This is a genomic window from Rhizobium sp. BK491 (genome assembly GCF_014194925.1).
Taxonomy (GTDB): domain Bacteria; phylum Pseudomonadota; class Alphaproteobacteria; order Rhizobiales; family Rhizobiaceae; genus Rhizobium.
Genome location: NZ_JACIAR010000005.1, coordinates 435,976 through 459,364 on the forward strand (window position 1 = coordinate 435,976; position 23,389 = coordinate 459,364).

A 23,389-nucleotide genomic window follows, 5' to 3' on the forward strand; every position below is an offset into this window, starting at 1 on the left:
AGCGATCCGCAGAGGTCAACGACAATCGATCAAGGTCATGAGGCATTCTCCCTGGGCTGATTCATCCCGTTTCGGAAATTCAGCATGGTTCGGCATATTAAATCCTCCATATCCCGCAGAAGATGAACTTAAACTGAACCCCATAAAAAGATTCGCAAATTCCTGTCGGAGCGCATCGCTTTTCGAAGCTGCGCAGAACTGAGCGCCATACCTGCCTGTGAATGGCAACCCCGCAGAGCCAAGACACATCCTCCCTGTCATGCCATCGCAGCGATTCGCCTTCACTCCGAAAAGAGAGGCAATACGGAATAGCATGGCGACCAGCCGAGCCGCCGAATGGCAACGCGCCAAGCGCTTACGCGAGCGTATTTTGGGGGGGAAGTTTACTGTTTTCACACGGCACATTCTATCGGCCGAGCAAATTTCTTTGCGCAGCAAAATGATGCCAGGAAAACTGAATGGAATTTACCGGGGGTCGCCGAGAAATCGGCCAAACAAGCGGCAGTATTCCCTGCCGCTTCCAAAGGCACCACCTTAAACGACGATGCCGCAAACAATGGCCGCGACAAAGAGGAATGCAGCCGAAAACAGGACGACGTGAACAGCCGTTTGAATCTTTTGCCGCTTATTCGCAGCGCGCTTGGAACCATCGAACCGATTCACATGCGTATTCGAAATACCCAAATTCGCCATGTGTCGCCTCCGTTCGTTTCTTATATGTCTCTCAGGTCAAGCCCGGGACGGATATTCATAGATATCCTATCAATTAGGTAGAGATGAATTTTCGTCCAGAACGCGAGCCGAGAAAAATTAAACCATTTGAAGTCGAGGACCCGAAAGATCGGCAACGCCTAATCAGCAGAGAATGCGGCGGGCCCAAATCAAGCTACGCTCGACGGCGCTGGTATCGGCCGTCTGCTCTTCGGCAGATCCGGCCTGACGGCGGCTGTTTTCGTCGGAAAGAGAGGCGGACCGTGCACCTTCCTGCTTCGCCGGCACCGGCGGATGAAGATAGCCCATGGTCATGCCACCCATGAAAAACATGCCTGCCTCCACTTAACGTCTGACCCCTCATCGGGATCACGAAAGTTAACTGCCATTAACGAGATCATGACAGAATTGCGGCAGGTGTCAATAGTCTATACGATTGGTCGTGTTTAAACGACCTCTTCGTTAACGTGCCGTGGGGCAAAGCCGTCCGCTCAGGCGCGGACGAACCCCTTGCTGGCGATCATCAAATTGCGCGTGTAATCTTCCTTCACGTCACCCGCCGAAAGCTCCTTGGCGGTCAATCTCTCGACGACAGCGCCGTTGCGCATGACGGCCAGTCGCTCGCACATGTGGGTGACGACGCCGAGATCGTGGCTCACCATCACGAAGGTCAGATGGCGGTCTTTGCGCACCTGTTCGAGCAGGTTCAGAACTTCGGCCTGCACCGAAGCATCGAGCGCCGAGGTCGGCTCGTCGAGCAGCAGGATTGACGGTTCGACGATCAGCGCGCGGGCAATGGCGACGCGCTGGCGCTGCCCGCCGGAGAGCTGGTGCGGATAGCGGAAGCGAAAACCTGTTCCGAGGCCCACCTCATCCAACGCTCTCGCGATCCGGGTTTCGGCATCGTCGATCCCATGGATCGACAGAGGCTCCAGCAGCAGCCGGTCGATCGTCTGGCGCGGATGCAGGGAGCCGTAGGGATCCTGGAACACCATCTGCACCTGGCGATAGAAGGCCTTGCTGCGCCTGGCGCCCTTCAGCTGCTCGCCGCCAACCTGGATCTTGCCGTCGGTGACGGGTGCAAGGCCAGCAACGGCACGCAGTAGTGTCGATTTGCCCGAGCCGGACTCGCCGACCAGGCCGAAGGATTCGCCCTTGTTGACCTCGACGCCGACGGCATCGAGCGCATAATAACCGTCATAGACGACGCTGAGGCCATCAACTACGAGTGCTGTCGTCATGCCGCCCACTCCGGCTTGCGGTCGAGCACCGGTAGCGGATGCCGGTTTTCGCCGATGACGGGCATGCAGTTCAGCAGGCCGCGCGTATAGGGATGCTGGGCATTGTTCAATTCGGAAGCCTTAAGTTCTTCCACGACCTTGCCTGCATACATGACGATCACCCGGTCGCAGAAGGACGACACCAGCCGCAGGTCGTGCGAGACGAAAATCAGCCCCATGCCACGCTCGGAGACGAGCTTGTCCATGATCCTGAGGACATCAAGCTGGACGGTGACGTCGAGCGCCGAGGTCGGCTCGTCGGCGATCAGCAACTCCGGTCCGGCGATGAGCATCATGGCGATCATGACGCGCTGGCCCATGCCGCCCGAAACCTCGTGTGGGTGCAGGTCGTAGACACGGCCGGGATCGCGAATCTGCACGGCTTCCAGCATGGCCATGGCACGGTCCCGCGCCTCGGCCTTGCTCACCTTCTCATGCGTACGCAGGGTCTCAGTGATCTGCCGGCCGATGGTCATGACGGGATCGAGCGAATATTTCGGGTCCTGAAGCACCATGGCGATGCGCTTGCCGCGCAGCGAGCGGCGTTCCCTGGCCGAAATCGATAGGAGGTCGATGCCGCTGAAATTGAGCCTGTCCGCGGTGACGAGGCCATGCGGCGGCGTCAGCCCCATGATCGCGCGGCCGGTCTGCGATTTGCCGGAACCGCTCTCGCCGACGATACCAAGCCGCTCACGGCCGAGCGTGAAGGAGACGCCGCGCACCGCATCGATGACGCCGGTACGGGTCGGATAGCGAACCTTGAGGTTCTCCACGGTCAAAAGTGTCGTCATTGGCCGCTCTCCTTAGGATCGAGCGCATCGCGCAGGCCATCGCCGAGCAGATTGAAGCCGAGGCTGACGATGAGGATCGCAATGCCCGGCATGGCCGCCACCCACCATTGATCGAGATAGTATTTGAAGCCGCTCGCGATCATCACCCCCCATTCGGGCAGCGGCGGCTGCGCGCCGAGCCCGAGGAAACCGAGACCGGCGGCCGTTAGGATGACGCCGGCCATGTCGAGCGTAACGCGGACGATCACCGAGGAGATGCAAAGCGGCATGACATGGCGAAAGATGATACGCAGCGGCGAGGCACCCATAAGCTGCACGGCGGCGATATAGTCCGAACGCCGCACCGTCATTGTCTCGGCCCGCGCCAGGCGCGCATAGGGTGGCCATGAGGTGATGGCGATCGCAATGACCGCATTCTCGATGCCCGCGCCGAGCGCGCCGGCGAAGGCAAGCGCCAGCACCAGCTTCGGAAAGGCAAGGAAGATATCGGTGATGCGCATCAGGATCACATCCACCCAGCCGCCGAGATAGCCCGACACCATGCCGATGATCAGCCCGATCGGCGCCGAGATGATCGCGACCAGAACAACGATATAAAGCGTCCAGCGCGACCCGTAGATGAGGCGCGAAAGGATATCACGGCCGAGATCGTCGGTGCCGAGAAGATAGCCCGGCGTGCCGGGGGGCTTCAGATAGGCATTGGTCAGGTCGCCGATAACAGGCGAATGCGGTGCGATGACATCGGCAAGTGCTGCCACCAGCACGAGGGCGATAATGATGAGGAGCCCGATCACGGCCAGGCGATTGGCGGAAAACTGCCGCCAGGTGACATAGGCGCGCCCTAGCCTCGCCTGCCGGCGCGACTGTGGCCGATCGGAGAGCAGCCAGTCCCTCAAGCTGGGTTGGGTGGTCTCGACAGTCATTTGCGTCTGGTCCTCGGGTCGAGCGTCCGATACAGAAGATCGGAAATCAGATTGATGCCGATGAACACTGTGCCGACGATGATCGTGCCGCCGAGAACGGCATTCATGTCGGCATTGCGCAGCGAGCTGGTGATGTAGAAGCCGATGCCCGGCCAGGAGAAGACGATCTCCGTCAGCACGGATCCCTCGAGCAACCCGGCATAGGAGAGCGCGATTACCGTGATCAGCGGCACGGCGGCGCTGCGCAGGGCATGCCCCCAGATTACCCGCGTCTCGGAAAGCCCCTTGGCGCGGGCCGCCACAATATATTCCTGGCCCAGTTCGTTCAGCATGAAACTGCGGGTCATACGGCTGATATAGGCAAGCGAGAAATAGCCGAGCAGCGACGCCGGCAGGATGATGTGGCGGAAGACGTCCCAGAAGACATCCCATTGCCCCTGCAGAGCGCTGTCGAGCAGGAAAAAGCCCGTAATCGGCGTGAAACTATATTCATAGGCGATGTCGATGCGGCCGGGATAGGCCACCCAGTTCAGCTTCGCATAGAAAATGACGAGCGAAACCATAGCCAGCCAGAAGACTGGCACGGAATAGCCGACGAGGCCGATCACGCGGACGATCTGGTCGATGAAGCTATTGCGGCGCACCGCGGCAAGTACGCCGAAGGGAACCCCAAACAAGGCCCCGATGATCGTGCCGACCGTCGCAAGCTCCATCGTCGCCGGAAAGACGCGCCTGATGTCATCCATGACCGGATTGGTTGTCAGAACCGACGTACCAAAATCGCCGCTGAGCGCGCTCACGAGGTAATAATAGAACTGCAGATAAAGCGGCTGGTCGAGATGCATCTCGCGCCGCAGGCGCTCCAATATCTGCTGCGGCGCGTGATCGCCGGCGATCGCCAGCGCCGGATCGATCGGTATGACGCGTCCGATGAAGAAGGTGACGGCCAGCAGACCGAGATAGGTGGTGACGGCCACGACGAGGAATCGTAGTAGCCCCATGAAAAAGGGAGCGGCACGGCCCTTCTTGGGCCGCACCTGCATTTTCCGTTCGACAGTGCTCAAAGACCTAGTCCTGCCGGATCATCACTTGGAGATCGGCCAGACGAAGTTGTTGTCGAAGCTCGGACCAAGCTTGAAGTCCTTCACGTCCTTGCGATAGCCGGCGACTTCCGTCTGCTGATAGAGGATGATGAAAGGGCTTGCTTCCAGGAATTTCTTTTGGATGTCCTGATACATGGCGCCACGCTTGGTCGCATCGCCTTCGAAGAGCGCAGCCTTGGCGAGCTTTTCCAGTTCGGGAGTGGTCCAGGTGTTGCGCCAGACCAGCGTCTTGTTGCTGCTGGTATCGGAATTGTCGTCGTTGGTGGTGAAAGTATCGGCGTTGGAATGGGGGTCCCAATAATCCGGGCCCCAATTGCCGAAGTAGATATCGTGGTTGCGGGCACGATACTTCGTCAGCTTCTGCTTGCCGTCACCCGGGATGATCTCCACCTTGATGCCAGCCTGGCCGAGCGTCTGCTGGATCGCAGTCGCGATGCCCGTGTCCGGCTCGATGCTGCGCACGTCCATGGTGATCGAGAAGCCGTTGGGCAGGCCTGCCTTGGCCAGCAATTCCTTGGCCTTGGCGACGTCGAGCTTGAACGGGTTTTCATCTAGCGAGCCGAGCATGCCCTTCGGCTCGAAGGTCTGGTGGATTTCGCCGATGCCCTTGATCAGCGTCTTGCCGATGGCATCGTAATCGACCAGATACTTGAACGCCTGCTGCACTTCCGGCTTGGCCAGATTGGCGTTCTTCTGGTTGAGGCTCATATAATAGATGGTGCCCTTCGGCGCGCTGGTCGAAGCGAGCTGCGCGTTCTTCTCGACAGCCTGAAGGTCGGTCGGAGACAGGTTACGCGCGATATCGATATCGCCGTTTTCAAGCGCCAGGCGCTGTGCCGAGCTTTCCTTCATGAAACGATAGATGACGCGGTTCAGCTTCGCCTTTTCGCCGTAGTAATTGTCATTGCGCTCCAACACGACGGCCTCGTTGGCGCGCCATTCACGCAGCTTGAACGGACCGGAACCGGCAAAGCCGGTCTTCAGCCAGCTGTTGCCGAAGTCGTTGTCATATTTGTAATCGGCAGTCGGCGTTGCCGGCTTTACATGCTGCAGGACCAGCTTCTTGTCGACCACTTCGGCAACGGTTGCCGTCAGGCAGTTCAGCACGAAGCTCGGCGCATAAGGCTTGTCGACGGTAAAGGTGAAGGTGTTCGCATCGGTTGCCTTGGCCTTTTCCGTCACGTTGTCGCCCGTGATGCCGAACTGCGTGAGAATGAAGGCCGGGCTCTTGTTGAGCTTGACGACACGCTCGAAGGACCATGCAACGTCTTCAGCCGTGATCGGATTGCCGGACGCAAACTTCAGGCCGGGCTTCAGCTTGAACGTATAGGTCAGATGATCGTCGGAAACCGACCAGCTCTCGGCGAGGTCACCCTTGATCTTGGACGTGTCGTTGATGTCGAGACGGACCAGCAGGCTATAGGTGTTGCCGGTGATTTCCGCAGCCGACAGTTCATAGGCTTCGGCCGGATCCATGCTCAGAATATCATCGAAGGCAAAGCCCTCGACCAGCGTGTCCTTGGGCGTCGCAGCATAAGCGTTCGGCGCCGCCATCAGCAGAAGCGAGAGAGCCACGCCGGCAGACAGTGCCCGCAAACCGCGGTTCATCTTGGTCATCATCATTGTTTTCATTCCCCTTTTTTAAACTCTACGCAATATTCAGGACGCACTCGAACGGCTGCCTTCCTTCCAAGCGGACGCCAGGACGCGAAGCCAGTTCTCCCTGCACAGCTTTACAAGATCGGCCTCACCATAACCAGCGTTCCGAAGGGCTTCAATCAGCTTCTGATTGCCTGCGGCATCGCCGATCTCAGCCGGAATCGTGGCGCCGTCGAAATCCGATCCGAGGCCGACGCAATCGATGCCAAGGCGGCCGACGAGATGATCGACATGCCGCACCATCGCCTCGAGCGGCGTATCGGCATCCGAGCGCGCATCGTCGCGCAACATCGCCGTCGCATAGTTGAGGCCGACGATTCCGCGGCTCTCCTTGATAGCATCGAGCTGCTTGTCGGTGAGGTTGCGCGCGACAGGCGTCAGCGCATGCGCATTGGAGTGGCTCGCGACCAGCGGCTGATCCGAGGTCTTCGCCACATCCCAGAAGCCTTTCTCGGTGATGTGCGCGAGATCGACCAGGATACCGAGCTGGTTGCAGGCGCGGACTAGCGCAAAGCCGGCGTCGGTCAGGCCAGGTCCCGTGTCCGGGGAGCTCGGATAAGCGAAGGGCACACCATGGGCAAAGACGTTGTTGCGGCTCCAGACAGGGCCGAGCGAACGCAGGCCGGCCGCATAGAAGGTTTCAAGTGCGACGAGATCGGCGTCGATCGCTTCGCAGCCTTCCATATGCATCACGGCCGCGAAAATTCTTTTCTCCATGCAATCGCGAATCTCGGCGGTGGAGCGGCAGAGCTTCCAGGCGCCGGCGCGGTCGAGCCGCAGCGCGATCGCCGCCATTTCGAGAGCGATATCCAGGGAAGGCGCACGTTCCAACGGAGCCGCCAAAGGCGTGGCATAGTGGCCGTTGCTATCGGGATCGGCGAAGACGAGATCGCCCGACGGAATGTAAATGGCGCAGAGGCCGCCGGCCAAAGCCCCAGCACGCGCTCGCGGAGCATCGATATGGCCGCTCGACGTCCCATCCCTGAATTCGGCAACCGGATCGGCGCCGTCGCGCGCGTGATGCCAGAGCCTCAAGAGAACGTCGTTGTGACCATCGAATACGGCTTGCATTGTCTATCCCGGACGAAGCGCTCGAGTGAGCGAATGGAAAGCGGCCAGAATAGAAAAGCTGACAGGATTCGCCATACCCAAATGAAAAAAATTTGCATTTGCATGGAACTGCATATTCGAATGGAAAAAGGCGGGGCAAACACCCCGCCTTGAAGGCATGCTTTACAACGCTGATGATGTGTCGGGCATTTCAGCGCTTGGCCCGCTTCTTCTGGCGGTAGACGTCGATGGCAACGGCCGCGACGATGATGAAGCCCTTGGCGATTTCCTGGTAATAGGCATCGACGTTGAGGAAGGTGAAGCCGGAGATCATCACACCGAGAATGACGGTGCCGATCACAGTACCGGCGATGCGGCCGACGCCCCCGGTCAGCGACGTGCCGCCGATGACAGCAGCCGCGATCGCATCCAGCTCATAATTGACGCCCATGCCGGCCTGCGCCGTCTGCACGCGGGCGGCGGTGATGATGCCGGCAAGGCCCGCCAGAAGCCCGGCGATCGCATAGACCTTGACCAGATGCGCCTCGACATTGATGCCCGACACGCGCGCCGCCTGCACGTTGGCGCCGATCGCGTAGGTGAACTTGCCGTAGCGCGTATAGCGCAGCACGATGTGGAAGGCGATTGCGATGATCAGGAAGACGATGACGGGCCAGATGCCGGAGCCGATGAAATTGAACTGGTCGGTGAGGCCCGAAATCGGCTGGCCCTTGGTGTAGAGCTTGGACAGGCCGCGTGCCGAGACCATCATGCCAAGCGTCGCGATGAAGGGCGGAATCTTCGTCTTCGTGATCAGCTGTCCGTTGATAAAGCCGGCAAGGAGGCCGATGAGCAGGCCAATGCCGATCGGCACGAAGAAGGGCATATCGGTCAGTGCGGGATAGACGGCCCTCGCCCAGGTCGACGACTGGGCAAAGCTCGCAGCGACCATGGCCGTGAGGCCCACGACTGAGCCGGACGAGAGGTCGATACCGCCTGTGATGATGACCTGCGTCACGCCGACCGAGATGATGCCGATGACCGACACCTGCAGGATCATAATTTTCAGGCGCTGCAGGTTCATCAGGAAGCTCTGGCCGACGAAGATCCAGCCGAGGATTTCGCACAGAAGCGCAATGCCGATCAGCACCAGGAAGATGCCGAGTTCGGGCGGCACGCGGCGCCTTTTTGGCCGTGTGACTGCCGGAGCGGTCGCCTCTGCAACTTTGCTAACCATGGTTCAATCCTCCCTTGCGATGATTGGCGGCGTCACTGCGCGGCCAGCTCCATCACCTTCACTTGAGTTGCATCCGCGCGATCCAGGAAGCCGGTGACCCGTCCTTCATGCATGACCATGATGCGGTCGCTCATGCCGAGCACCTCGGGCATTTCCGAGGAGATCATGATGACGGCGACGCCGTTGCGCGCCATTTCGGTGACGAGACGGTGGATTTCCGCCTTGGCGCCGACATCGATGCCGCGCGTGGGCTCGTCCAGGATCAGAATGCGGGGATTGGTGAGCATCCACCGGCCGATCAGCGCCTTCTGCTGATTGCCGCCGGAAAGATTTTCGATGCGCTCATCAAGGTTCGGCGTCTTGACGCGCAACTTCCTGGCCATCTCCTCGCAGGCCTCTTCGATCGCGCCTTCCTGCACGAAGCCGCCGCGCACGAACTGGTCATGCAGCACCGCGACCTGCATGTTCTCCAGCACGCTGAGGATGAGAAGGCAGCCCGTATCCTTGCGGTCTTCCGTGAGGAAGGCCATGCGGTGGCGGATCGCTGCGGCCGGCGAGGAAATCTCGGTCTTCTTGCCGAAAAGCTCGATCGTGCCGGACGAGGCGGGCGTCACGCCGAAGATGGTCTCCGCGACATTGGACCGGCCCGATCCGACAAGCCCAGCCACGCCGAGAATTTCACCAGCCCTGACGTCGAAGGAAACATTGGAGAAGACGCCATCGAGGCTCAGATCCTTGACCGACAGCACGGTTTCGCCGATCGGCACCTCTTCCTTGGGGAACATCTGCGTGATCTCGCGGCCGACCATCATGCGGATGATATCGTCGCGGGTCACATCGGTCGAAGCGTGCGTGCCGATATATTTGCCGTCGCGGAAAACCGAGAATTCGTCGGCAATCTCGAACAACTCATTCATCTTGTGGGTGATATAGACGATGCCGATGCCCTGGGCGCGCAGGTCGCGGATGATCTGGAATAGATGCGCCACCTCACGCTCTGTCAGAGCCGAGGTCGGCTCATCCATGATCAGCACGTCGGAATTATAAGAGACCGCCTTGGCGATTTCGACCATCTGCCGGCTCGCGACGGAAAGCTCACGGACCTGGATCTCGGGATCGATGGAAATGTTGAGGCGCTGGAAGAGCTCCTCGGTCTTGCGGCTCATCTCCGCGTGGTCGACGAGACCGAACCGGTTCTTCGGCTCACGCCGGATCCAGATATTCTCGGCAACCGTCATGAAGGGCATCAGGTTCAGTTCCTGATGGATCATGGCAATGCCGTTTTCCAGCGCGTCGAGCGGTGACTTCAGCCGGATTTCGACGCCCTTGAGACGTACCTCGCCCTGATCGGGAATATAAATGCCGGCAAGGATCTTCATCAGCGTCGACTTGCCCGCGCCATTCTCGCCCATCAGCGCATGCACCGTCCCGCGCTTCAGGCGGAAGGAAACGTCGTCCAGGGCGACCACGCCGGGAAATTCCTTGCGGATGCCTTCGGCGCTCAGCAGATAGGTGGCATTGGGGACAACGCCGCTGGCGCGCACCGCCGCCATGGTGGATGGGCTCACAACCATTTTTCCCTCCCGGGCAGATCGGATTTCAAGGGATGCGGGCTTTCAAGCCCGCATCCGTCGATCACTCTCGTCCTCAGTTCTTCTTGACGAAGTCCTTGACGTTGGTCGGGGTGACGAGCTGGAAGGGGATGTAGACCTTTTTCTCGATCTTATCGCCCTTGGCGAGCTTGAGTGCGGCGTCCACCGCACCCTTGCCCTGGCCGGCAGCATCCTGGAACACGGTGACCTTCAGGTCGCCGGCCTGCATCGCGGCAAGCGCATCTTGCGTGGCGTCGACGCCGGCAACGATGATCTTGTCCAGCGACTTGCCGGACGCCTTCAGCGCCTGGATGGCGCCGATCGCCATTTCGTCGTTGTTGGAGATGACGGCATCGAATTCGATGCCACTGGAGAGCCAGTTGGTCATCAGGTCAGCACCCTGGGTGCGCTGCCAGTTGGCGGTCTGTTCCTGGACGATCTTGATGCCCTTGCACTCATCGGTCGCCACGACATCATGGACGTCCTTGGTGCGCATGCGGGCAGCCTGGTTGGAAAGCTCGCCCATCATAATGACGGCCTTGCCTTTGCCGCCAAGCAACCGGCAGACTTCCTTGGCCTCCAGCGTACCGGATTCCTGTTCGTTGGAGGCGACGAAAGCCTGCTTGTCCGGAAGGCTATCGACGTTTGCCGGCTCGCGGTTAACGTAGACGAGCGGGATCTTGGCATCGGCGGCAAGCTTGGAAATCGCGGCCGTCGCGTCGGTATCGACCGGATTCACGATGATGGCATCGACCTTACTGGCGATGAAGTTCTGGATCTGGCTCTGCTGCTTGGCGATGTCGTTCTGGGCGTCTTCGACCTGCAGCGTCACGCCCTTGTCCTTGGCGTAATCCTGCATGCCATTGCGCAGAACCGTCAGGAAGTTGTCGTCGAACAGGGCCATCGAAACGCCGATGGTTTGGGCGTGGGCAGCGGTCGACAGCAGAAGTGCCATCGCAGAGCCAAGGATAAATTTCTTCATGTTTTCCTCCCAGATACGGTGCCCGGCCACACCCCTCCTGAATGCCGGAGCCCCCGGTTTCGACCGCGGGGCCTTTATTCAATCGGCTGTCACTCCCATGGCAGCCATATCGAAAACGGAACAAACAAACCGTAAAATTCTTTATCCGGAATATTCATTCCATTTTTCAAGACAAAGGTCAACAGCAAATTCTCGCCCCCGAGAGGGGCGCAGGCCACGACGAGTTTCTCGTCTCTGCTGCTGTAAGAAACGGCGGCCAAACCCTACATACAGGCGCCGACACCATGGAATGGTTATTCCATCGACATGGGAACGGAATAGAATGTCGGCAAACCAACCAGCCGCGCCGCGGCCCCGCAATGGAGAACACGCATGCCCTCGATGTACAGTTTCTCGGTCCCGATCTTTCAACGCGGCCTGCAAAACCTTTCGGCCTATCTCGACAAGATCGAAGCCTATGCGGCGGAAAAAGGCGTTGCGGCGGAGGAACTCGTTTCCGCACGGCTGATCGACGACATGCTGCCGTTCTCCGGCCAGTACCAGCGCGCCTCCGATACGGCGAAACTCGCCATCGCCCGTCTTGCCGGCATCGATGCGCCGCGCTTCGAAGATAACGAGACGACGGTCGCAGACCTGCGCGAACGTCTGAAGAAAACGCAGGATTTCCTGGCGACGATTACCCCGGCGACGATGGAAGGCAGTGACACGCGGGAAGTGACGATCACGCCGGGAGGCAACAAGATCGTTTTTAAGGGTGAGGATTATCTGGCGAAGTTCGCGCTGCCGAACTTCTTCTTCCATGTCACCACGGCGCACGACATTCTGCGCAGCCGCGGCCTGGCGGTGGGCAAGATGAACTACCTCGGTGCACTCGGCTAAAATTATTCAGGGCCGGCGCGACACCGGCCCTTTTTCCGTCAGCTCCGTATAGGCGAGCGTCTGGTCCAGATGCTCCGCCCGAAGAGAAAGCAGCTTTTCGGCGTAGGCAAGCCTGATCGCCGCGTAGGCGCTGTCATTGGCGACATTGGAAAGCTCCGTCGGATCCTTCGCCAGATCGAAGAGCAGCGGCGGAAGCCCGGCGCAATGGACATATTTGAAACGCTCATCGCGCACGACGGCCAGATTGCAGGCATTCGATCGTAAGCCGAAATGCCGCTCCGGGACACCCTCGGCGATATCGCGAAAATCGAACTCCCAGAAGGCGGCATCGCGCCAGTGAATTGGTTGGGATCCTGCGAGGAACGGCAGCAGGCTTTCGCCATCGACATGGTTTGCCGGCGCGATGCCGAGCCGTTCGCACAGGCTTGGGAAAATATCCGCGGCACTGGTGAAATGCTCTACCTGCCGGCCATACATGGCGGGCTGGTAGGGATCACGAATAACGAGCGGCACATGATAGCTGCCGTCGAAAAAGCCGCCCTTGCCGAGCATCCAGTGGTCGCCCATCATCTCGGCATGGTCGGAGGTAAAGACGATGACGGTGTCGTCCCAGGCGCCGGCGTCCTTCAATGCCTGCCAGATCCGGCCAAGCTGCGCGTCAACCTCCGCGATCATGCCGTAATAGATGGCGCGGATCGCCGCAAAATCCTCCGGCGTCCACTCATCGATGGAGCCCTTGCCGCCATAGATGAAGCCGCCCTTGCCGATCAGCGGCAGGCCGAAAGCGAGCAGCGGATGCGCTGTCATTTCCGCTTCGCGATCGGCGGCGCGCGCGAAAGCCGGGCCGTCAGCCGCCGAAAACATGCGGTTATAAGGCTCCGGCACCGAGAAAGGCGGATGCGGCCGGAGGAACGAAACATGCGCGAACCAGGGCTGATCCTGTTCGCCGAGCCAGCGGATGAACTCGCCCGCCAGAAAGGCTGTCTGCGTCTCGTCCTTGGAATAGGCGGGCGCATTGTTGGAAATTTCGCCGGGCTCGGCGCCGACCGGAATATGAATATTGCGGCTGACGGCCTCGGCATGGCCGCGCGACCGCAGCCAGGAGAGCCACTGTTTCTCATGTTCGGGCAGAAGCTGCCGCGCCGTGAAGCCGGGCAACACGCCCTCATAGGTCGTCAGGTGAGGATCATGAGGATCCCGGCCGCGCGGATCCGGCGCCGTGTCGGTATAGCCGAACAGTGTCGGATCATAGCCGGCCCGGCGTGCGGCAAGCGCGATATTGTCGAAACGTGCGTCCAGCGGCGAACCATTGCGGCAAACGCGATGGTTCATCTGATAGAGGCCGGTATAGAGCGTCGCCCGCGCCGGCGAACAGGGCGCCGTTCCGGCATAATGCCGCCGGAACAGCACGCCTTCCTTCGCCAGCGCATCGACATTCGGCGTCTTTACACATTCATGCCCGACGGCGGAGAGACAATCTCCCCGCCATTGATCGGCTGAGATCAGCAGGACGTTCGGGCGTTTACTCCCAACACCGGCGACAGAGCGCCGTTCAGTGCTGGTTGGACTTGGCATGCCAGTTCCAGGCCGATTGGATGATCTCGGTCAGATCATATTGCGGCGACCAGCCGAGAATATCGCGGGCCTTGTCGTTGTTGGCGACCAGCGTCGTCGAATCGCCCTCGCGACGGCCGACATATTCAACCGGGAACGGACGGTTCGACACGGTTTCGATCGTGCCCAGCAGCTCCTTCACCGTCGTTCCCGTGCCCGTGCCGAGATTGAGCGCGACGGAATCGCCGCCTTCAAGCAGGTATTCCACGGCACGGACATGGGCATCGGCAAGATCGAGCACATGGATATAGTCGCGCACGCAGGTACCGTCGCGCGTGTCATAATCGCTGCCGAAGACCTTGAAGCCCTGGCGACGGCCGAGGGCGGCGTCGATGGCGAGCGGGATCGCATGGGTTTCCGGCGTATGCCACTCGCCGATGCGCCCCTCGAAATCGGCGCCGGCGGCGTTGAAATAGCGCAGGATGACGGAGCGCAGCCCCTTGTACTGGTCATAATCGGCGAGCGCCTGCTCGACGATATATTTTGTGCGGCCGTAGGGATTGATCGGCACCTGCTGGTGGCTTTCATCCAGCGGCACGCTCTGCGGCAGGCCGTAGGTCGCGCAAGTCGAGGAAAAGACAAAAGCCTTCACACCGGCCGCCTGGGCTGCCGAAAGCAGGGTCAGCGTGCCAATGACGTTGTTTTCATAGAAAGAAACGGGATCCTTGACCGACTCGCCGACCTCGATCAGCGCGGCGAAATGCAGGATGGCGGCAGGCTTGTGCTTGGCCAGCACCTCGTCGAGACGGGCGCGATCGCGGATATCGCCTTCCTCGGCCGGACCCCATTTGACGAATTCACGATGACCGTTGGAGAAATTGTCGTAGACGACGGGCTTGAACCCCTTATTCGCCAGATCCAGACAAGTGTGCGAACCGATATATCCAGCTCCGCCGACCACAAGCACCGTTTCTCCTGCCATGACCATCCCTTCTCAACTGACGACGACTTACCGCCCCAAAGCGGCGGACCAAGTTCGATCCGACGCGTACACTTAGAGAGCTGTAGCCGACTTGCAAGGCGGGAGAAAGGAGCAAGATTGGTCGTATCGAGAACAGGCGAGGCCAAAAGCTAAGCCGGCTTCACCTCCGCCTTGCCGATATGCGTGAGAATTCCGGCAAGCGCCAGAACCGGAGGCAGAACGAAACACGCCATGCCGACAAACAAGAATAGCGCCGCCGCCAGCGCACAACCGAAGGCAAAGCCGCCGACAGAGACCCCCATGCGGCGAAGCCGCGCCTTCATTGCCGCCTTTTCCTCCGGCTTGGCACCATGGAGCAGATCGGCGATATCGATCATGATCTGCGTCGTCGTGCCCGTCATCATGGTCGTGGGTGGTGTCGAACCGAGATGAATGCGATGTGCCGTCGTCTGGATGGCCATGGCGGCGACAAGGATCATGCCGGTCAGGATGGCCTGCCAGCCATCTCCATCGCCGAACGGACCAAAGCGCAAAGCGAGGATCGCCGCAAGCGCGAGCAGCAGTAATTTCAGCGAGAGGATGATCTGCAACGTCGGCAGATTGCGCCGCGAGAGATCGCCGCCAATGAGACGGGCGAGGATGACGACGACGCAGAAGACCGGCAGCGCCAGAAGTTTGGCCAGCGCGCCCGAGGTTCCGAGCGCCAGGGAAGCACCAAGCGTGACGAAATTACCCGTGACATGGGCCGTGAACAGCCCATGCAGGGCCAGAAATCCGGCGGTATCGACATAGCCGCCATTGATGCTCAGAAGGGTAGGCAGACTCGGCTTCATCGGCTCCTCGCGCGCTTTTATCGTCTCCGACCTTATCGCGCCGAACAGCCGTCAATGTCGAGATACTTGCGTGGCCGCGAAACGAAACACCGCCGTGGAACGCCAACCGGACGGCGACGGCATGCTGCAGATAAGGTTGCATCGACTTGCTTAACGGAGTTGTGTTTTACTGGCCGTCTGTCACAAAGATGCTGGGAGGCATCGCTTCATGATTCCAGTAGTTTTCTCGCATCTTGCGCGCCTCCTTGTCCAAAACTGTCGGCTAGGGGCTGCAGCAGGACTAGCGCTCTTTACCTTGGCGCCGATGGCAGCAGCTCAGGTACCGGGCGCACCCATGCAGTTCATGCTGGTCCATGCCGATCCCGGCTCCGGCAGCTGTCGACCCGAGGGCTGCGTCGACTGGATTGCCGCAGAAGGCATGATCGATGCGAAATCTCCTGGCGATCTGCGCAAACTTCTGGCCAGTATCGGCAGCAGGAAGCTGCCCATAATCGTGAACTCGCCCGGCGGAAATGTAGCGGCTGCGATGGAAATGGGGGAGATCATCCGAAAGCGCGGCCTGTCGGTGGCGGTGGGCGGCACGAGACTTCGATCCTGCCCGAACGACCAGCCACTCTGTGGCGATGGCTGGCACGCCGGCGCAAGAGGCGTCGTCTATTCCGCTGGCGCCAGATGTTTCTCGGCCTGCCCTTTCGTACTGGCCGCCGGCGTCAGACGCGTCATCAGCCCTTTCGGTATCGTAGGCGTGCATCAAGTCAAGACGACCTATGATCGGGAGCGGATACTCTACCGGATGAAATATCAGATCGTTAACGGCAAGAAGCGCCTCATCAGTCGCCAGGAAATCAGCCGCAAGTTTATCGGGCTGCGCGACAGCACGACGCTGTCGAAATCACAGCGATCAAAATTTCTCGCTTACTTCAAGGAAATGGGCATCGATCGGTCGATCCTCGACATGGCAATGAGTGCCGCTCCGAGTTCGATACGGCTGCTTACGCCGGATGAAGCGATGAAAATCAGGCTGATGACCGATCAAGCCTCCGCTGACGACCTGATAAAGGCCGGAGCCTGCGCGGCTGGCCAGCCGTTTTCGGCCTGCCAAGCACCGGTATCCACGGATTCGGCGGCTCTCTTCGCCAATCCACCCTTCGCGGATTGGCAACTGAATCCCGTACAGGACTTCCTTGCACCTTCTATCGCACCGAGTACCGACCGAAGCTCGCAAGGCAGCGACTGCGTTCAGCAATCGTCCGACTATTCACCCCATTGGGTTTCAAGTTCGGTGATTTCATCAGACAGTTCCGCGATGCGTTGCCGCAGCTCCGCCTCCGTGCCGTCGTCCACCTCTTCGTCGCCGAAACAATAGCGGGCTATATGCAGCTCGAGCTTGGCTTCAAGCTGCTCGCGCTGGGTGCGTAGATGTTTGAGATAGCTGTTTCGCATTGCGAACCACGCTTTCCGAAAAAATTAGGTCTCACCCAAATAAATGGGGTCGAAACCAGAAAGTTTCGATAGGCATCCTATGCATCTGCGTCAAAGCTGAGGCGCAATATGCGACAAGGCTGTACGCCCGGGCCATTGCAAAGCCGCTGACCGGTCATCACATTCATGCGACCCACAGCTGAAATGATCCTGAAGGCAAATATTAAGCGCTGACATCCGCTTCGTATTCGGGCTAATTCAGGCGGAGTGTTCGAGGTATGTTGTGTTGAACGAAAAAATTGCCGTTATCGGCCTCGGTTATGTGGGCCTGCCCGTCGCGATTGCGCTTGCCGAAAAATTCCATGATGTCGTTGGCTTCGACATAAAGGCTTCCCGTGTCTCCGCGCTGAAGGCGGGCGAGGACGATACCCGGGAGGTTTCCACCGAACGGCTGCGGTCGAGCGGACTGCGCATCAGCAGCGAGATTGAGGATCTCAGGGATCGCAATATCTTTATCGTCGCCGTGCCGACGCCGATCGACCAGAACCGGCAGCCGGATCTGCGGCCTATGATTTCGGCCTCCCGCACGGTGGGCAAGGTTCTGCGCAAGGGTTCGATCGTCGTCTACGAATCCACAGTCTATCCCGGCGTCACGGAAGACGTCTGCGGCCCGGTGCTGGCGGAGGTTTCCGGGCTGCGTCAGGGCGAGGATTTCCATGTCGGCTATTCGCCGGAGCGCATCAATCCCGGCGACAAGGAACACACCTTCGAGCGCATCGTGAAGGTCGTCGCCGGCGATGATGCGGAAACGCTGGAAAGGATCGCCGCCATCTATGGTGCCGTGGTCGAGGCCGGCATCCACCGCGCCCCCAGCATCAAGGTGGCCGAAGCCGCCAAGGTGATCGAGAATACCCAGCGCGACGTCAACATCGCACTGATGAATGAGCTTTCGATCATTTTCGAGAAAATGAATATCCGCACGGCCGACGTGCTGAAGGCGGCGCGGACCAAATGGAACTTCCTGCCCTTCACTCCCGGCCTGGTCGGCGGTCACTGCATCGGCGTCGATCCCTATTACCTGACGGCCAAGGCGGAAGAGCTCGGCTACCACCCGGAAGTCATTCTCTCCGGGCGCCGCATCAATGACGGCATGGGCGCTTTCATTGCCCAGAAGCTCATCAAGATGCTGGTCGCGGCGAAAAAGCCGATCAACGGGGCGCGCATCGGCATATTCGGGCTGACCTTCAAGGAAAATGTACCCGACCTGCGCAACAGCCGCGTGCCGGACATTATCAGTGAACTGCGTCAATTCGGCCTCGAGCCGCTGGTGCACGACCCGATGGCGAGCCATTCGGAAGCTGAAGAAGAATATGGCATAAAGCTCAAAGAACTGCAGGATTTCGACAAGCTGGATGCCCTCGTGCTTGCCGTTCCCCACAAATCCTATTTGGCCGAAGGGGCCGCCCAGATCCTCGATCTCTTGAGCGAGAACGGTGTCGTCGTCGACGTGAAGGCGGCGCTCGATCGAGCCAATCCTCTGCTGGAAGGTCATTCGGTATGGAGCCTGTAAGGCCGAAAGGCCAGCTCAACTCGCCCCGGCACCGGCGACCGTGGCCGCCAATCCTTCTTCGACCGAGTAAGGCGGCGACCAGCCGGTGAGCGCCCGCGTCTCGCCGATATCGACCTGAAGCGAGCCAAGCAGCCGCTGCGCGGCGGCTCGACGCCCCAGCAGCGCCGCAAGTCCCTCGAGCAACACGGGTGGCACCGGCAGCATCAAGGCTTTACGCCCCCTCGACAGGGATAGTTTGGCGATCAGCTGGCCGATCGAAAGATCTTCGCCGTCACTGACCAGGAATACGCGGTTTATGACGGCAGGATGCTTCGCGCAGAGCAGCATGAAATCGACGAGATTGCCGACATAAACGAGCGACCTGCGGTTTCGAACCGCACCGAACGGCCAGGGAAACGGTCGTGCGGCCCATTTCATCAGGCTTGCGAAATTCGCCTTAACGCCGGGACCATAGACGAGCGGCGGCCGAATGATGACGACCTCCATCCCCGTTTCCGCTGATATCGCGAGCAGGGCCGTCTCCGCCTCCAGCTTCGAGCGGCCATAGGCATCTTCCGGATGCGGCACGTCCGAGGCCCTGAAGGGCTTTCCCGCTACTGTTCCCTCGCCGTTGACCTTGATCGAGCTCAGGAAGACGAAGCGCTTCACGCCGGCGCCTGCGGCCTGTCGCGCCAGGTTGACCGTTGCATTGACATTGACGGCGCGAAATGCGGCCAACGGATCGGCGGCACTCTCGTTCATGACATGGACGCGGGCCGCCAGATGCATGACGGTATCGACGCCAGCAAGTGCATCGGACCAATCCGTGTGGCTATCCATAGCCCCGATGGCGACGAAGCCCGGGCGGGAGCCGCGGCTGACCGGCCGATACTCCATTCGCCGGCGGGAAAGCTCCGCGCACAGAGCCTGTCCGACAAAACCCGTCGCACCCGTTACCAGGATCATCCGCCAGCTGCCTCCACATTTCCGCACCATGATTAACTGAGACATGCTTTGCACGGGATGTCTGCTTAGAACAAGGGCGGGGAATCTTACCGGGAATGGTTGTGCTTGAAATCGCGATATGAGATGGACGGAGCACTGACGACCTTGATCACCCTCAGAACAGAGGGCGATGCAACGACAAGAGACGATGTTTTATACGATCGCCAAGCGCCTATTCGATTTTCTCGCCGCTCTTGCCGCGACCATCGTCTTTTTCATCCCGATCCTGACCGTAGCTCTCGCAGTGCGGCTGACCTCGCCGGGTCCGATCCTCTATTGGTCGGATCGGGTCGGCCGGAAAAAAAAGATCTTCCGCATGCCGAAATTTCGCAGCATGCGCACAGATACGCCGGCGGTCGCGACCCATCTGCTGAAGGACCCGAATATCTATCTGACGCCGATCGGCTCCTTCCTGCGCAAGTCGAGCCTCGACGAGCTACCGCAGCTCTGGTGCATCCTGAAAGGCGAGATGAGCATCGTCGGCCCACGCCCGGCGCTGTTCAATCAGCACGACCTCATAGCCCTGCGCACGGAGCGCGGTGTCGATGCTTTGCTGCCAGGCCTGACCGGCTGGGCCCAGGTCAACGGCCGCGACGAACTGCCGATCCCCGAGAAGGTGGCGCTGGACGAAGATTATCTGCGCCGCCGCTCTTTTTTCTTCGACCTCAAGATCATTTTCCTGACAGCCCTGAAAGTGGTCCGGCGCGACGGAGTTGCTCATTAACATACAATCGGCGAAATCGACATCGTTGGCGCATCGGCATGGGAAAATTGCCGTATTCCTGCCCCTTTGCGACCATAGGGGCCGTCATGGGGGCGAGAAATGCCGGATGATGAACCGATTCTGGACGAAGGCGGACGACATTGGACGACTCGCGCATGAACAAACCGCATGCTGACCTTGCAGCCGAGCCGATCGGCGTCACAAAAGCTGGGAGCAGCATGACGAAACTGCTCGCCATCATCGGCGGCATTCTGTGGCTGCTTGTCGCCTCGCCGACCGTGGTCGAGAGCGACGCCTATCGCTATGCCACCGCGCTCCTCTCTCTGATCGCCCTCTACTACTATATGAAGGCACCGATACGGCCGCGCACGGACTGGATCGGCTGGCTCTGCATGGGCTGGGCCTTCTATGTCATGGCGCGGTTCTTCATCACCTTCTGGCTGACGCCGCAACACGATATCGGCGCCTCGGACTGGCTCTATGCCTTTCCCTTCTTCTTCCCCATCATGGGCGTCGCCTTCCTGCTCTATGAAGAGCTGATGGAGAAGATCGTCGCGGCCTATTTCGCGGTGGTCCTCATCATGCTTGTGGCAACACAGCATCTGCGCGAGGTCTTTGCCGGCGAGACCATCCGCCCGCTGATCATGAATAACCAGATCCACGGCGCCGTTGCCTGCGGCATGATCGTGATCTTCACCCTGTTCTGGCTGCTGCACTACCTGACGGACAAATCGAGCGACCGACGGATCGCCCGCTTTGCCTATATCGCGTCACCCTTCATCTTCGCGCTCTGCTTCATCGCCATCTACGGCGCCAAATCGAAAGGCGTCTGGCTGGCACTCGGCATAACACTGCCTGTCCTGGCGCTCATTACGCTTACCTATTTACGCCTGAAGAGCGGCGTCATCATCATCATCGCCGTCGCAGCCCTGTTGATCGCCGGGATCTATGGCGTCAGGCACAATCTCGACAAGACGGCCGGCCCAACTGTGTCGGCAGCCATTTCGATGGTCGAAAATGTGGCCAACGGCCATGAGATGGGCGGCGTGGTTTCGAACGCCATCAGTTCCAGCAATACGCCGGTATCGATGGACGAACGCCTGCAGCTCTGGTCGAACAGCTGGGAGGTCTTTTCCTCCGCACCGATCTTCGGCTGGGGCAACCGGTGGCTCGAACGCTGGGCCGAGACGCGCTACTCGCATGTCCAGTACACGCTGCTGCACAATGGCTATCTGGAAATCCTGGTGCGCTACGGCCTGTTCGGTGCGGCAATCATGGGCTTCATGCTCGCCACCTTCATCCGCGCCGTCTGGCGCGCCCGCAAGGCCGGCATTATTCCGCGTGCCGCATGGCACGCCTATATCGCCTGCCTTTTCTTTTTCTCATTGACACTCCTCAGCAACTCCAACAACCGCCTGGCGATCGGCGAAAGCCTGGCCTTCGCAAGCTCCGCCTTCGCCTGCTGGTGCCATATGCGGCTGAAGGGGGAGTATTTGGCGATGTCGAAGGTGGAAAGGAAAGAAGCGGCCGTGAGAGCGTGATCATGATAGTTGCACGACCGCCTCCTTCGCAGGCTCCGGCGGTTTCAAGACGACCAGCAATGTCATCCCGACCGCGCTGCGCTACAGAGGTCCGTTGATCTGTCTCGATCCATCGACGGAGGTCGCGCCGATGATTCTCGATCGTCACGTCCATGTGCTCGGCCACGAAGTCATGGTACTCGACCCGACCAATCCCGTCATGGGCTTCAACGTTCTTGATGGAATCGAGAGATCGATGCGTAAGGAAGAGGACATCGTTGGGATCGCCCATATGCTTTTGTCGGAAAGCCTACGCTTCGACACCTCGACCGGCTCCTATTTCCAGAACCAGGCGCACAATCTGTTAACTGGCCTTCTGGCGCATGTGATGCTATCGCCCGATTATGCCGGCCGCCGAAACTTGCGTAGCCTGCGGCTGATTGTGTCCGAGCCGGAACCGTCGGTGCTTGCCATGTTACGCGACATCCAGGAAAACTCCGTGTCCGCCTTTATCCGCGAGACGCTCGGCGTCTTCACCAACATGACGGAGCAGACCTTCTCCGGGGTATATTCGACCGCATCCAAGGATACGCAATGGCTGTCGCTCGACAATTATGCCGCACTGGTCTGCGGTAATGCGTTCAAATCGAGCGACATCGCTTCTGGACGGAAGGACGTCTTCCTCAACATCCCTGCGTCAATCCTGCGCTCCTATCCCGGCATTGGCAGAGTGATCAGCGGCTCGCTGATCAATGCTATGGTCCAGGCCGATGGTGGGCGCTCTTCATGCTCGACGAGGTGGATCTGCTGGGTTACATGCGTATTCTTGAAGAAGCGCGCGACCGCGTACGCAAGTATGGCATCACACTGATGCTGATGTACCAATCCGTCGGCCAACTCGAGCGTCATTTCGGAAGGGACGGAGCAACCTCCTGGATCGAAGGTTGCGCCTTCACGTCCTACGCCGCAATCAAGGCGCTCGAGACGGCGCGCAATGTCTCCGCCCAATGCGGAGAGATGACCGTTGAAGTCCAGGGACGTTCACGCAATGTCGGCTGGAGCAATTCCAACAGCAGCACCCGCAAATCCGAAAGCATCAGCTTCCAGCGCCGGCCACTGATAATGCCGCACGAAATCACCCAGTCGATGCGCAAGGACGAGCAGATCATCATTGTCCAGGGCCACAGCCCCATTCGTTGTGGACGAGCGATCTACTTCCGTCGCAGGGAGATGGAAGAGGCGGCAAAGGTAAATCGTTTTGCGAAGTTCTAGGCTTTGGTGCCAAAGCTGAAGCCTCTGACGAATTCTGGCAAGGAGGAAAAATCGACAGCCGATATTTGAGATTGGCAGGCCAATCTGGCAGCGACTGGTGGTTGTAAAACATGATGAAGTTTGCCGACGGCTTATAACGGTATGCGCTCTTAACTTAAATCATAAACTGTATAAAGTAGGCGTAATGTTGATGATACAATCTCATAGCAATAAGTGAATTGCTTAGCATTACAGTTGCATTTTGGTTTTCAGGTGAGCTTGTCGAGCGGCAGCCTGATGGGCGCGTCTCCAGCATGACCATGCGATGATGTAGGCTGGCTT

Annotated in this window: 20 protein-coding genes and 1 pseudogene; 6 read left to right on the plus strand and 15 right to left on the minus strand. The window is 59.5% G+C overall.

Going from position 1 to position 23,389, the window contains the following annotated elements:
- The first annotated feature begins 336 nt into the window (after positions 1–336).
- Complete coding sequence (locus FHX05_RS23815; RefSeq protein WP_183874901.1) at positions 337–774, plus strand: hypothetical protein; 438 nt, start codon at positions 337–339, stop codon at positions 772–774.
- 81 nt (positions 775–855) lie between these two features.
- Here FHX05_RS23815 and FHX05_RS23820 read toward each other — a convergent pair whose 3' ends face one another.
- The 10 genes from FHX05_RS23820 to FHX05_RS23865 all read right to left on the minus strand — a co-directional run bounded on the left by FHX05_RS23820 (position 856) and on the right by FHX05_RS23865 (position 11,328).
- Entirely contained in the window at positions 856–1,044 is a 189-nt protein-coding gene (locus FHX05_RS23820) for a hypothetical protein (protein ID WP_183874903.1), read from the minus strand.
- 158 nt (positions 1,045–1,202) lie between these two features.
- Positions 1,203–1,952 carry an ABC transporter ATP-binding protein gene (locus tag FHX05_RS23825; protein ID WP_183874905.1) on the minus strand — a complete coding sequence of 250 codons (750 nt, stop codon included), beginning with the start codon at positions 1,950–1,952 and terminating at the stop codon, positions 1,203–1,205.
- Positions 1,949–2,782, minus strand: coding sequence for an ABC transporter ATP-binding protein (locus FHX05_RS23830; protein WP_112336149.1), 834 nt, complete (start codon positions 2,780–2,782; stop codon positions 1,949–1,951). Before FHX05_RS23830 ends, FHX05_RS23825 begins: the two co-directional genes overlap by 4 nt.
- Positions 2,779–3,705 carry an ABC transporter permease gene (locus FHX05_RS23835; protein ID WP_041677726.1) on the minus strand — a complete coding sequence of 309 codons (927 nt, stop codon included), beginning with the start codon at positions 3,703–3,705 and terminating at the stop codon, positions 2,779–2,781. The genes FHX05_RS23830 and FHX05_RS23835 overlap by 4 nt, the downstream gene beginning before the upstream one ends.
- Entirely contained in the window at positions 3,702–4,769 is a 1,068-nt protein-coding gene (locus tag FHX05_RS23840) for an ABC transporter permease (protein ID WP_112606810.1), read from the minus strand. The genes FHX05_RS23835 and FHX05_RS23840 overlap by 4 nt, the downstream gene beginning before the upstream one ends.
- 21 nt (positions 4,770–4,790) lie before the next feature.
- Positions 4,791–6,431 carry an ABC transporter substrate-binding protein gene (locus FHX05_RS23845; protein ID WP_112606812.1) on the minus strand — a complete coding sequence of 547 codons (1,641 nt, stop codon included), beginning with the start codon at positions 6,429–6,431 and terminating at the stop codon, positions 4,791–4,793.
- Between the two features lie 36 nt (positions 6,432–6,467).
- Positions 6,468–7,538, minus strand: coding sequence for a dipeptidase (locus tag FHX05_RS23850; RefSeq protein WP_112336145.1), 1,071 nt, complete (start codon positions 7,536–7,538; stop codon positions 6,468–6,470).
- A 190-nt stretch (positions 7,539–7,728) separates the two neighbouring features.
- A complete protein-coding gene (locus tag FHX05_RS23855) occupies positions 7,729–8,754 on the minus strand; it encodes an ABC transporter permease (protein WP_183874906.1) in 1,026 nt (341 codons plus the stop codon).
- Between the two features lie 32 nt (positions 8,755–8,786).
- A complete protein-coding gene (locus FHX05_RS23860; RefSeq protein ID WP_112336143.1) occupies positions 8,787–10,328 on the minus strand; it encodes a sugar ABC transporter ATP-binding protein in 1,542 nt (513 codons plus the stop codon).
- Positions 10,329–10,401: 73 nt separating this feature from the next.
- Positions 10,402–11,328 (minus strand): sugar ABC transporter substrate-binding protein, encoded by a 927-nt coding sequence (locus tag FHX05_RS23865; protein ID WP_112336142.1) that lies wholly within the window; start codon positions 11,326–11,328, stop codon positions 10,402–10,404.
- A 372-nt stretch (positions 11,329–11,700) separates the two neighbouring features.
- On the opposite strand from FHX05_RS23865, the gene FHX05_RS23870 reads away from it, so the two are divergent.
- Positions 11,701–12,207: a DUF1993 domain-containing protein gene (locus tag FHX05_RS23870; protein WP_183874908.1), complete on the plus strand. Its 507-nt coding sequence runs from the start codon at positions 11,701–11,703 to the stop codon at positions 12,205–12,207.
- 6 nt (positions 12,208–12,213) lie between these two features.
- Here FHX05_RS23870 and FHX05_RS23875 read toward each other — a convergent pair whose 3' ends face one another.
- The 4 genes from FHX05_RS23875 to FHX05_RS30480 all read right to left on the minus strand — a co-directional run bounded on the left by FHX05_RS23875 (position 12,214) and on the right by FHX05_RS30480 (position 17,019).
- The gene (locus tag FHX05_RS23875) at positions 12,214–13,782 is read right to left on the minus strand and encodes an alkaline phosphatase family protein (protein ID WP_183874910.1); all 1,569 of its coding nucleotides are present in this window, start codon (positions 13,780–13,782) and stop codon (positions 12,214–12,216) included.
- Positions 13,760–14,743: a UDP-glucose 4-epimerase GalE gene (galE, locus tag FHX05_RS23880; protein WP_168839694.1), complete on the minus strand. Its 984-nt coding sequence runs from the start codon at positions 14,741–14,743 to the stop codon at positions 13,760–13,762. The genes FHX05_RS23875 and galE overlap by 23 nt, the downstream gene beginning before the upstream one ends.
- Positions 14,744–14,892: 149 nt before the next feature.
- The gene (locus FHX05_RS23885; protein WP_183874912.1) at positions 14,893–15,576 is read right to left on the minus strand and encodes a DUF1275 family protein; all 684 of its coding nucleotides are present in this window, start codon (positions 15,574–15,576) and stop codon (positions 14,893–14,895) included.
- A 1,254-nt stretch (positions 15,577–16,830) separates the two neighbouring features.
- Positions 16,831–17,019, minus strand: coding sequence for a hypothetical protein (locus FHX05_RS30480; RefSeq protein ID WP_075853439.1), 189 nt, complete (start codon positions 17,017–17,019; stop codon positions 16,831–16,833).
- 262 nt (positions 17,020–17,281) lie between these two features.
- Here FHX05_RS30480 and FHX05_RS23895 point away from each other — a divergent pair, with 262 nt between their 5' ends.
- Positions 17,282–18,568: a nucleotide sugar dehydrogenase gene (locus FHX05_RS23895; RefSeq protein WP_183874916.1), complete on the plus strand. Its 1,287-nt coding sequence runs from the start codon at positions 17,282–17,284 to the stop codon at positions 18,566–18,568.
- A gap of 15 nt (positions 18,569–18,583) precedes the next feature.
- On the opposite strand, the gene FHX05_RS23900 is transcribed toward FHX05_RS23895, so the two are convergent.
- Complete coding sequence (locus tag FHX05_RS23900; RefSeq protein WP_183874918.1) at positions 18,584–19,513, minus strand: SDR family oxidoreductase; 930 nt, start codon at positions 19,511–19,513, stop codon at positions 18,584–18,586.
- A 187-nt stretch (positions 19,514–19,700) separates the two neighbouring features.
- Here FHX05_RS23900 and FHX05_RS23905 point away from each other — a divergent pair, with 187 nt between their 5' ends.
- The 3 genes and pseudogenes from FHX05_RS23905 (at position 19,701) to FHX05_RS23915 (ending at position 23,068) form a co-directional block, all read left to right on the plus strand.
- Positions 19,701–20,276 carry a sugar transferase gene (locus tag FHX05_RS23905; RefSeq protein WP_183874920.1) on the plus strand — a complete coding sequence of 192 codons (576 nt, stop codon included), beginning with the start codon at positions 19,701–19,703 and terminating at the stop codon, positions 20,274–20,276.
- Positions 20,277–20,431: 155 nt separating this feature from the next.
- On the plus strand, positions 20,432–21,817 hold the full coding sequence (locus FHX05_RS23910) for an O-antigen ligase family protein (protein ID WP_183874922.1): 1,386 nt from the start codon (positions 20,432–20,434) through the stop codon (positions 21,815–21,817).
- Positions 21,818–21,893: 76 nt separating this feature from the next.
- Positions 21,894–23,068: pseudogene (locus FHX05_RS23915) on the plus strand (type IV secretory system conjugative DNA transfer family protein).
- Positions 23,069–23,389 lie beyond the last annotated feature (321 nt).

Excerpts from the sequence above, each read along its gene's own strand:
- FHX05_RS23825 (WP_183874905.1), bottom strand. The coding sequence starts at position 1,952 with ATGACGACAGCACTCGTAGTTGATGGCCTCAGCGTCGTCTATGACGGT.
- FHX05_RS30480 (WP_075853439.1), bottom strand. The coding sequence starts at position 17,019 with ATGCGAAACAGCTATCTCAAACATCTACGCACCCAGCGCGAGCAGCTT.
- FHX05_RS23835 (WP_041677726.1), bottom strand. The coding sequence starts at position 3,705 with ATGACTGTCGAGACCACCCAACCCAGCTTGAGGGACTGGCTGCTCTCC.
- FHX05_RS23860 (WP_112336143.1), bottom strand. The coding sequence starts at position 10,328 with ATGGTTGTGAGCCCATCCACCATGGCGGCGGTGCGCGCCAGCGGCGTT.
- FHX05_RS23830 (WP_112336149.1), bottom strand. The coding sequence starts at position 2,782 with ATGACGACACTTTTGACCGTGGAGAACCTCAAGGTTCGCTATCCGACC.
- FHX05_RS23885 (WP_183874912.1), bottom strand. The coding sequence starts at position 15,576 with ATGAAGCCGAGTCTGCCTACCCTTCTGAGCATCAATGGCGGCTATGTC.
- FHX05_RS23875 (WP_183874910.1), bottom strand. The coding sequence starts at position 13,782 with ATGCCAAGTCCAACCAGCACTGAACGGCGCTCTGTCGCCGGTGTTGGG.
- FHX05_RS23815 (WP_183874901.1), top strand. The coding sequence starts at position 337 with ATGGCAACGCGCCAAGCGCTTACGCGAGCGTATTTTGGGGGGGAAGTT.
- FHX05_RS23900 (WP_183874918.1), bottom strand. The coding sequence starts at position 19,513 with ATGATCCTGGTAACGGGTGCGACGGGTTTTGTCGGACAGGCTCTGTGC.
- FHX05_RS23865 (WP_112336142.1), bottom strand. The coding sequence starts at position 11,328 with ATGAAGAAATTTATCCTTGGCTCTGCGATGGCACTTCTGCTGTCGACC.
- FHX05_RS23870 (WP_183874908.1), top strand. The coding sequence starts at position 11,701 with ATGCCCTCGATGTACAGTTTCTCGGTCCCGATCTTTCAACGCGGCCTG.
- FHX05_RS23910 (WP_183874922.1), top strand. The coding sequence starts at position 20,432 with ATGAACAAACCGCATGCTGACCTTGCAGCCGAGCCGATCGGCGTCACA.
- FHX05_RS23845 (WP_112606812.1), bottom strand. The coding sequence starts at position 6,431 with ATGATGATGACCAAGATGAACCGCGGTTTGCGGGCACTGTCTGCCGGC.
- galE (WP_168839694.1), bottom strand. The coding sequence starts at position 14,743 with ATGGCAGGAGAAACGGTGCTTGTGGTCGGCGGAGCTGGATATATCGGT.
- FHX05_RS23850 (WP_112336145.1), bottom strand. The coding sequence starts at position 7,538 with ATGCAAGCCGTATTCGATGGTCACAACGACGTTCTCTTGAGGCTCTGG.
- FHX05_RS23820 (WP_183874903.1), bottom strand. The coding sequence starts at position 1,044 with ATGTTTTTCATGGGTGGCATGACCATGGGCTATCTTCATCCGCCGGTG.
- FHX05_RS23905 (WP_183874920.1), top strand. The coding sequence starts at position 19,701 with ATGTTTTATACGATCGCCAAGCGCCTATTCGATTTTCTCGCCGCTCTT.
- FHX05_RS23855 (WP_183874906.1), bottom strand. The coding sequence starts at position 8,754 with ATGGTTAGCAAAGTTGCAGAGGCGACCGCTCCGGCAGTCACACGGCCA.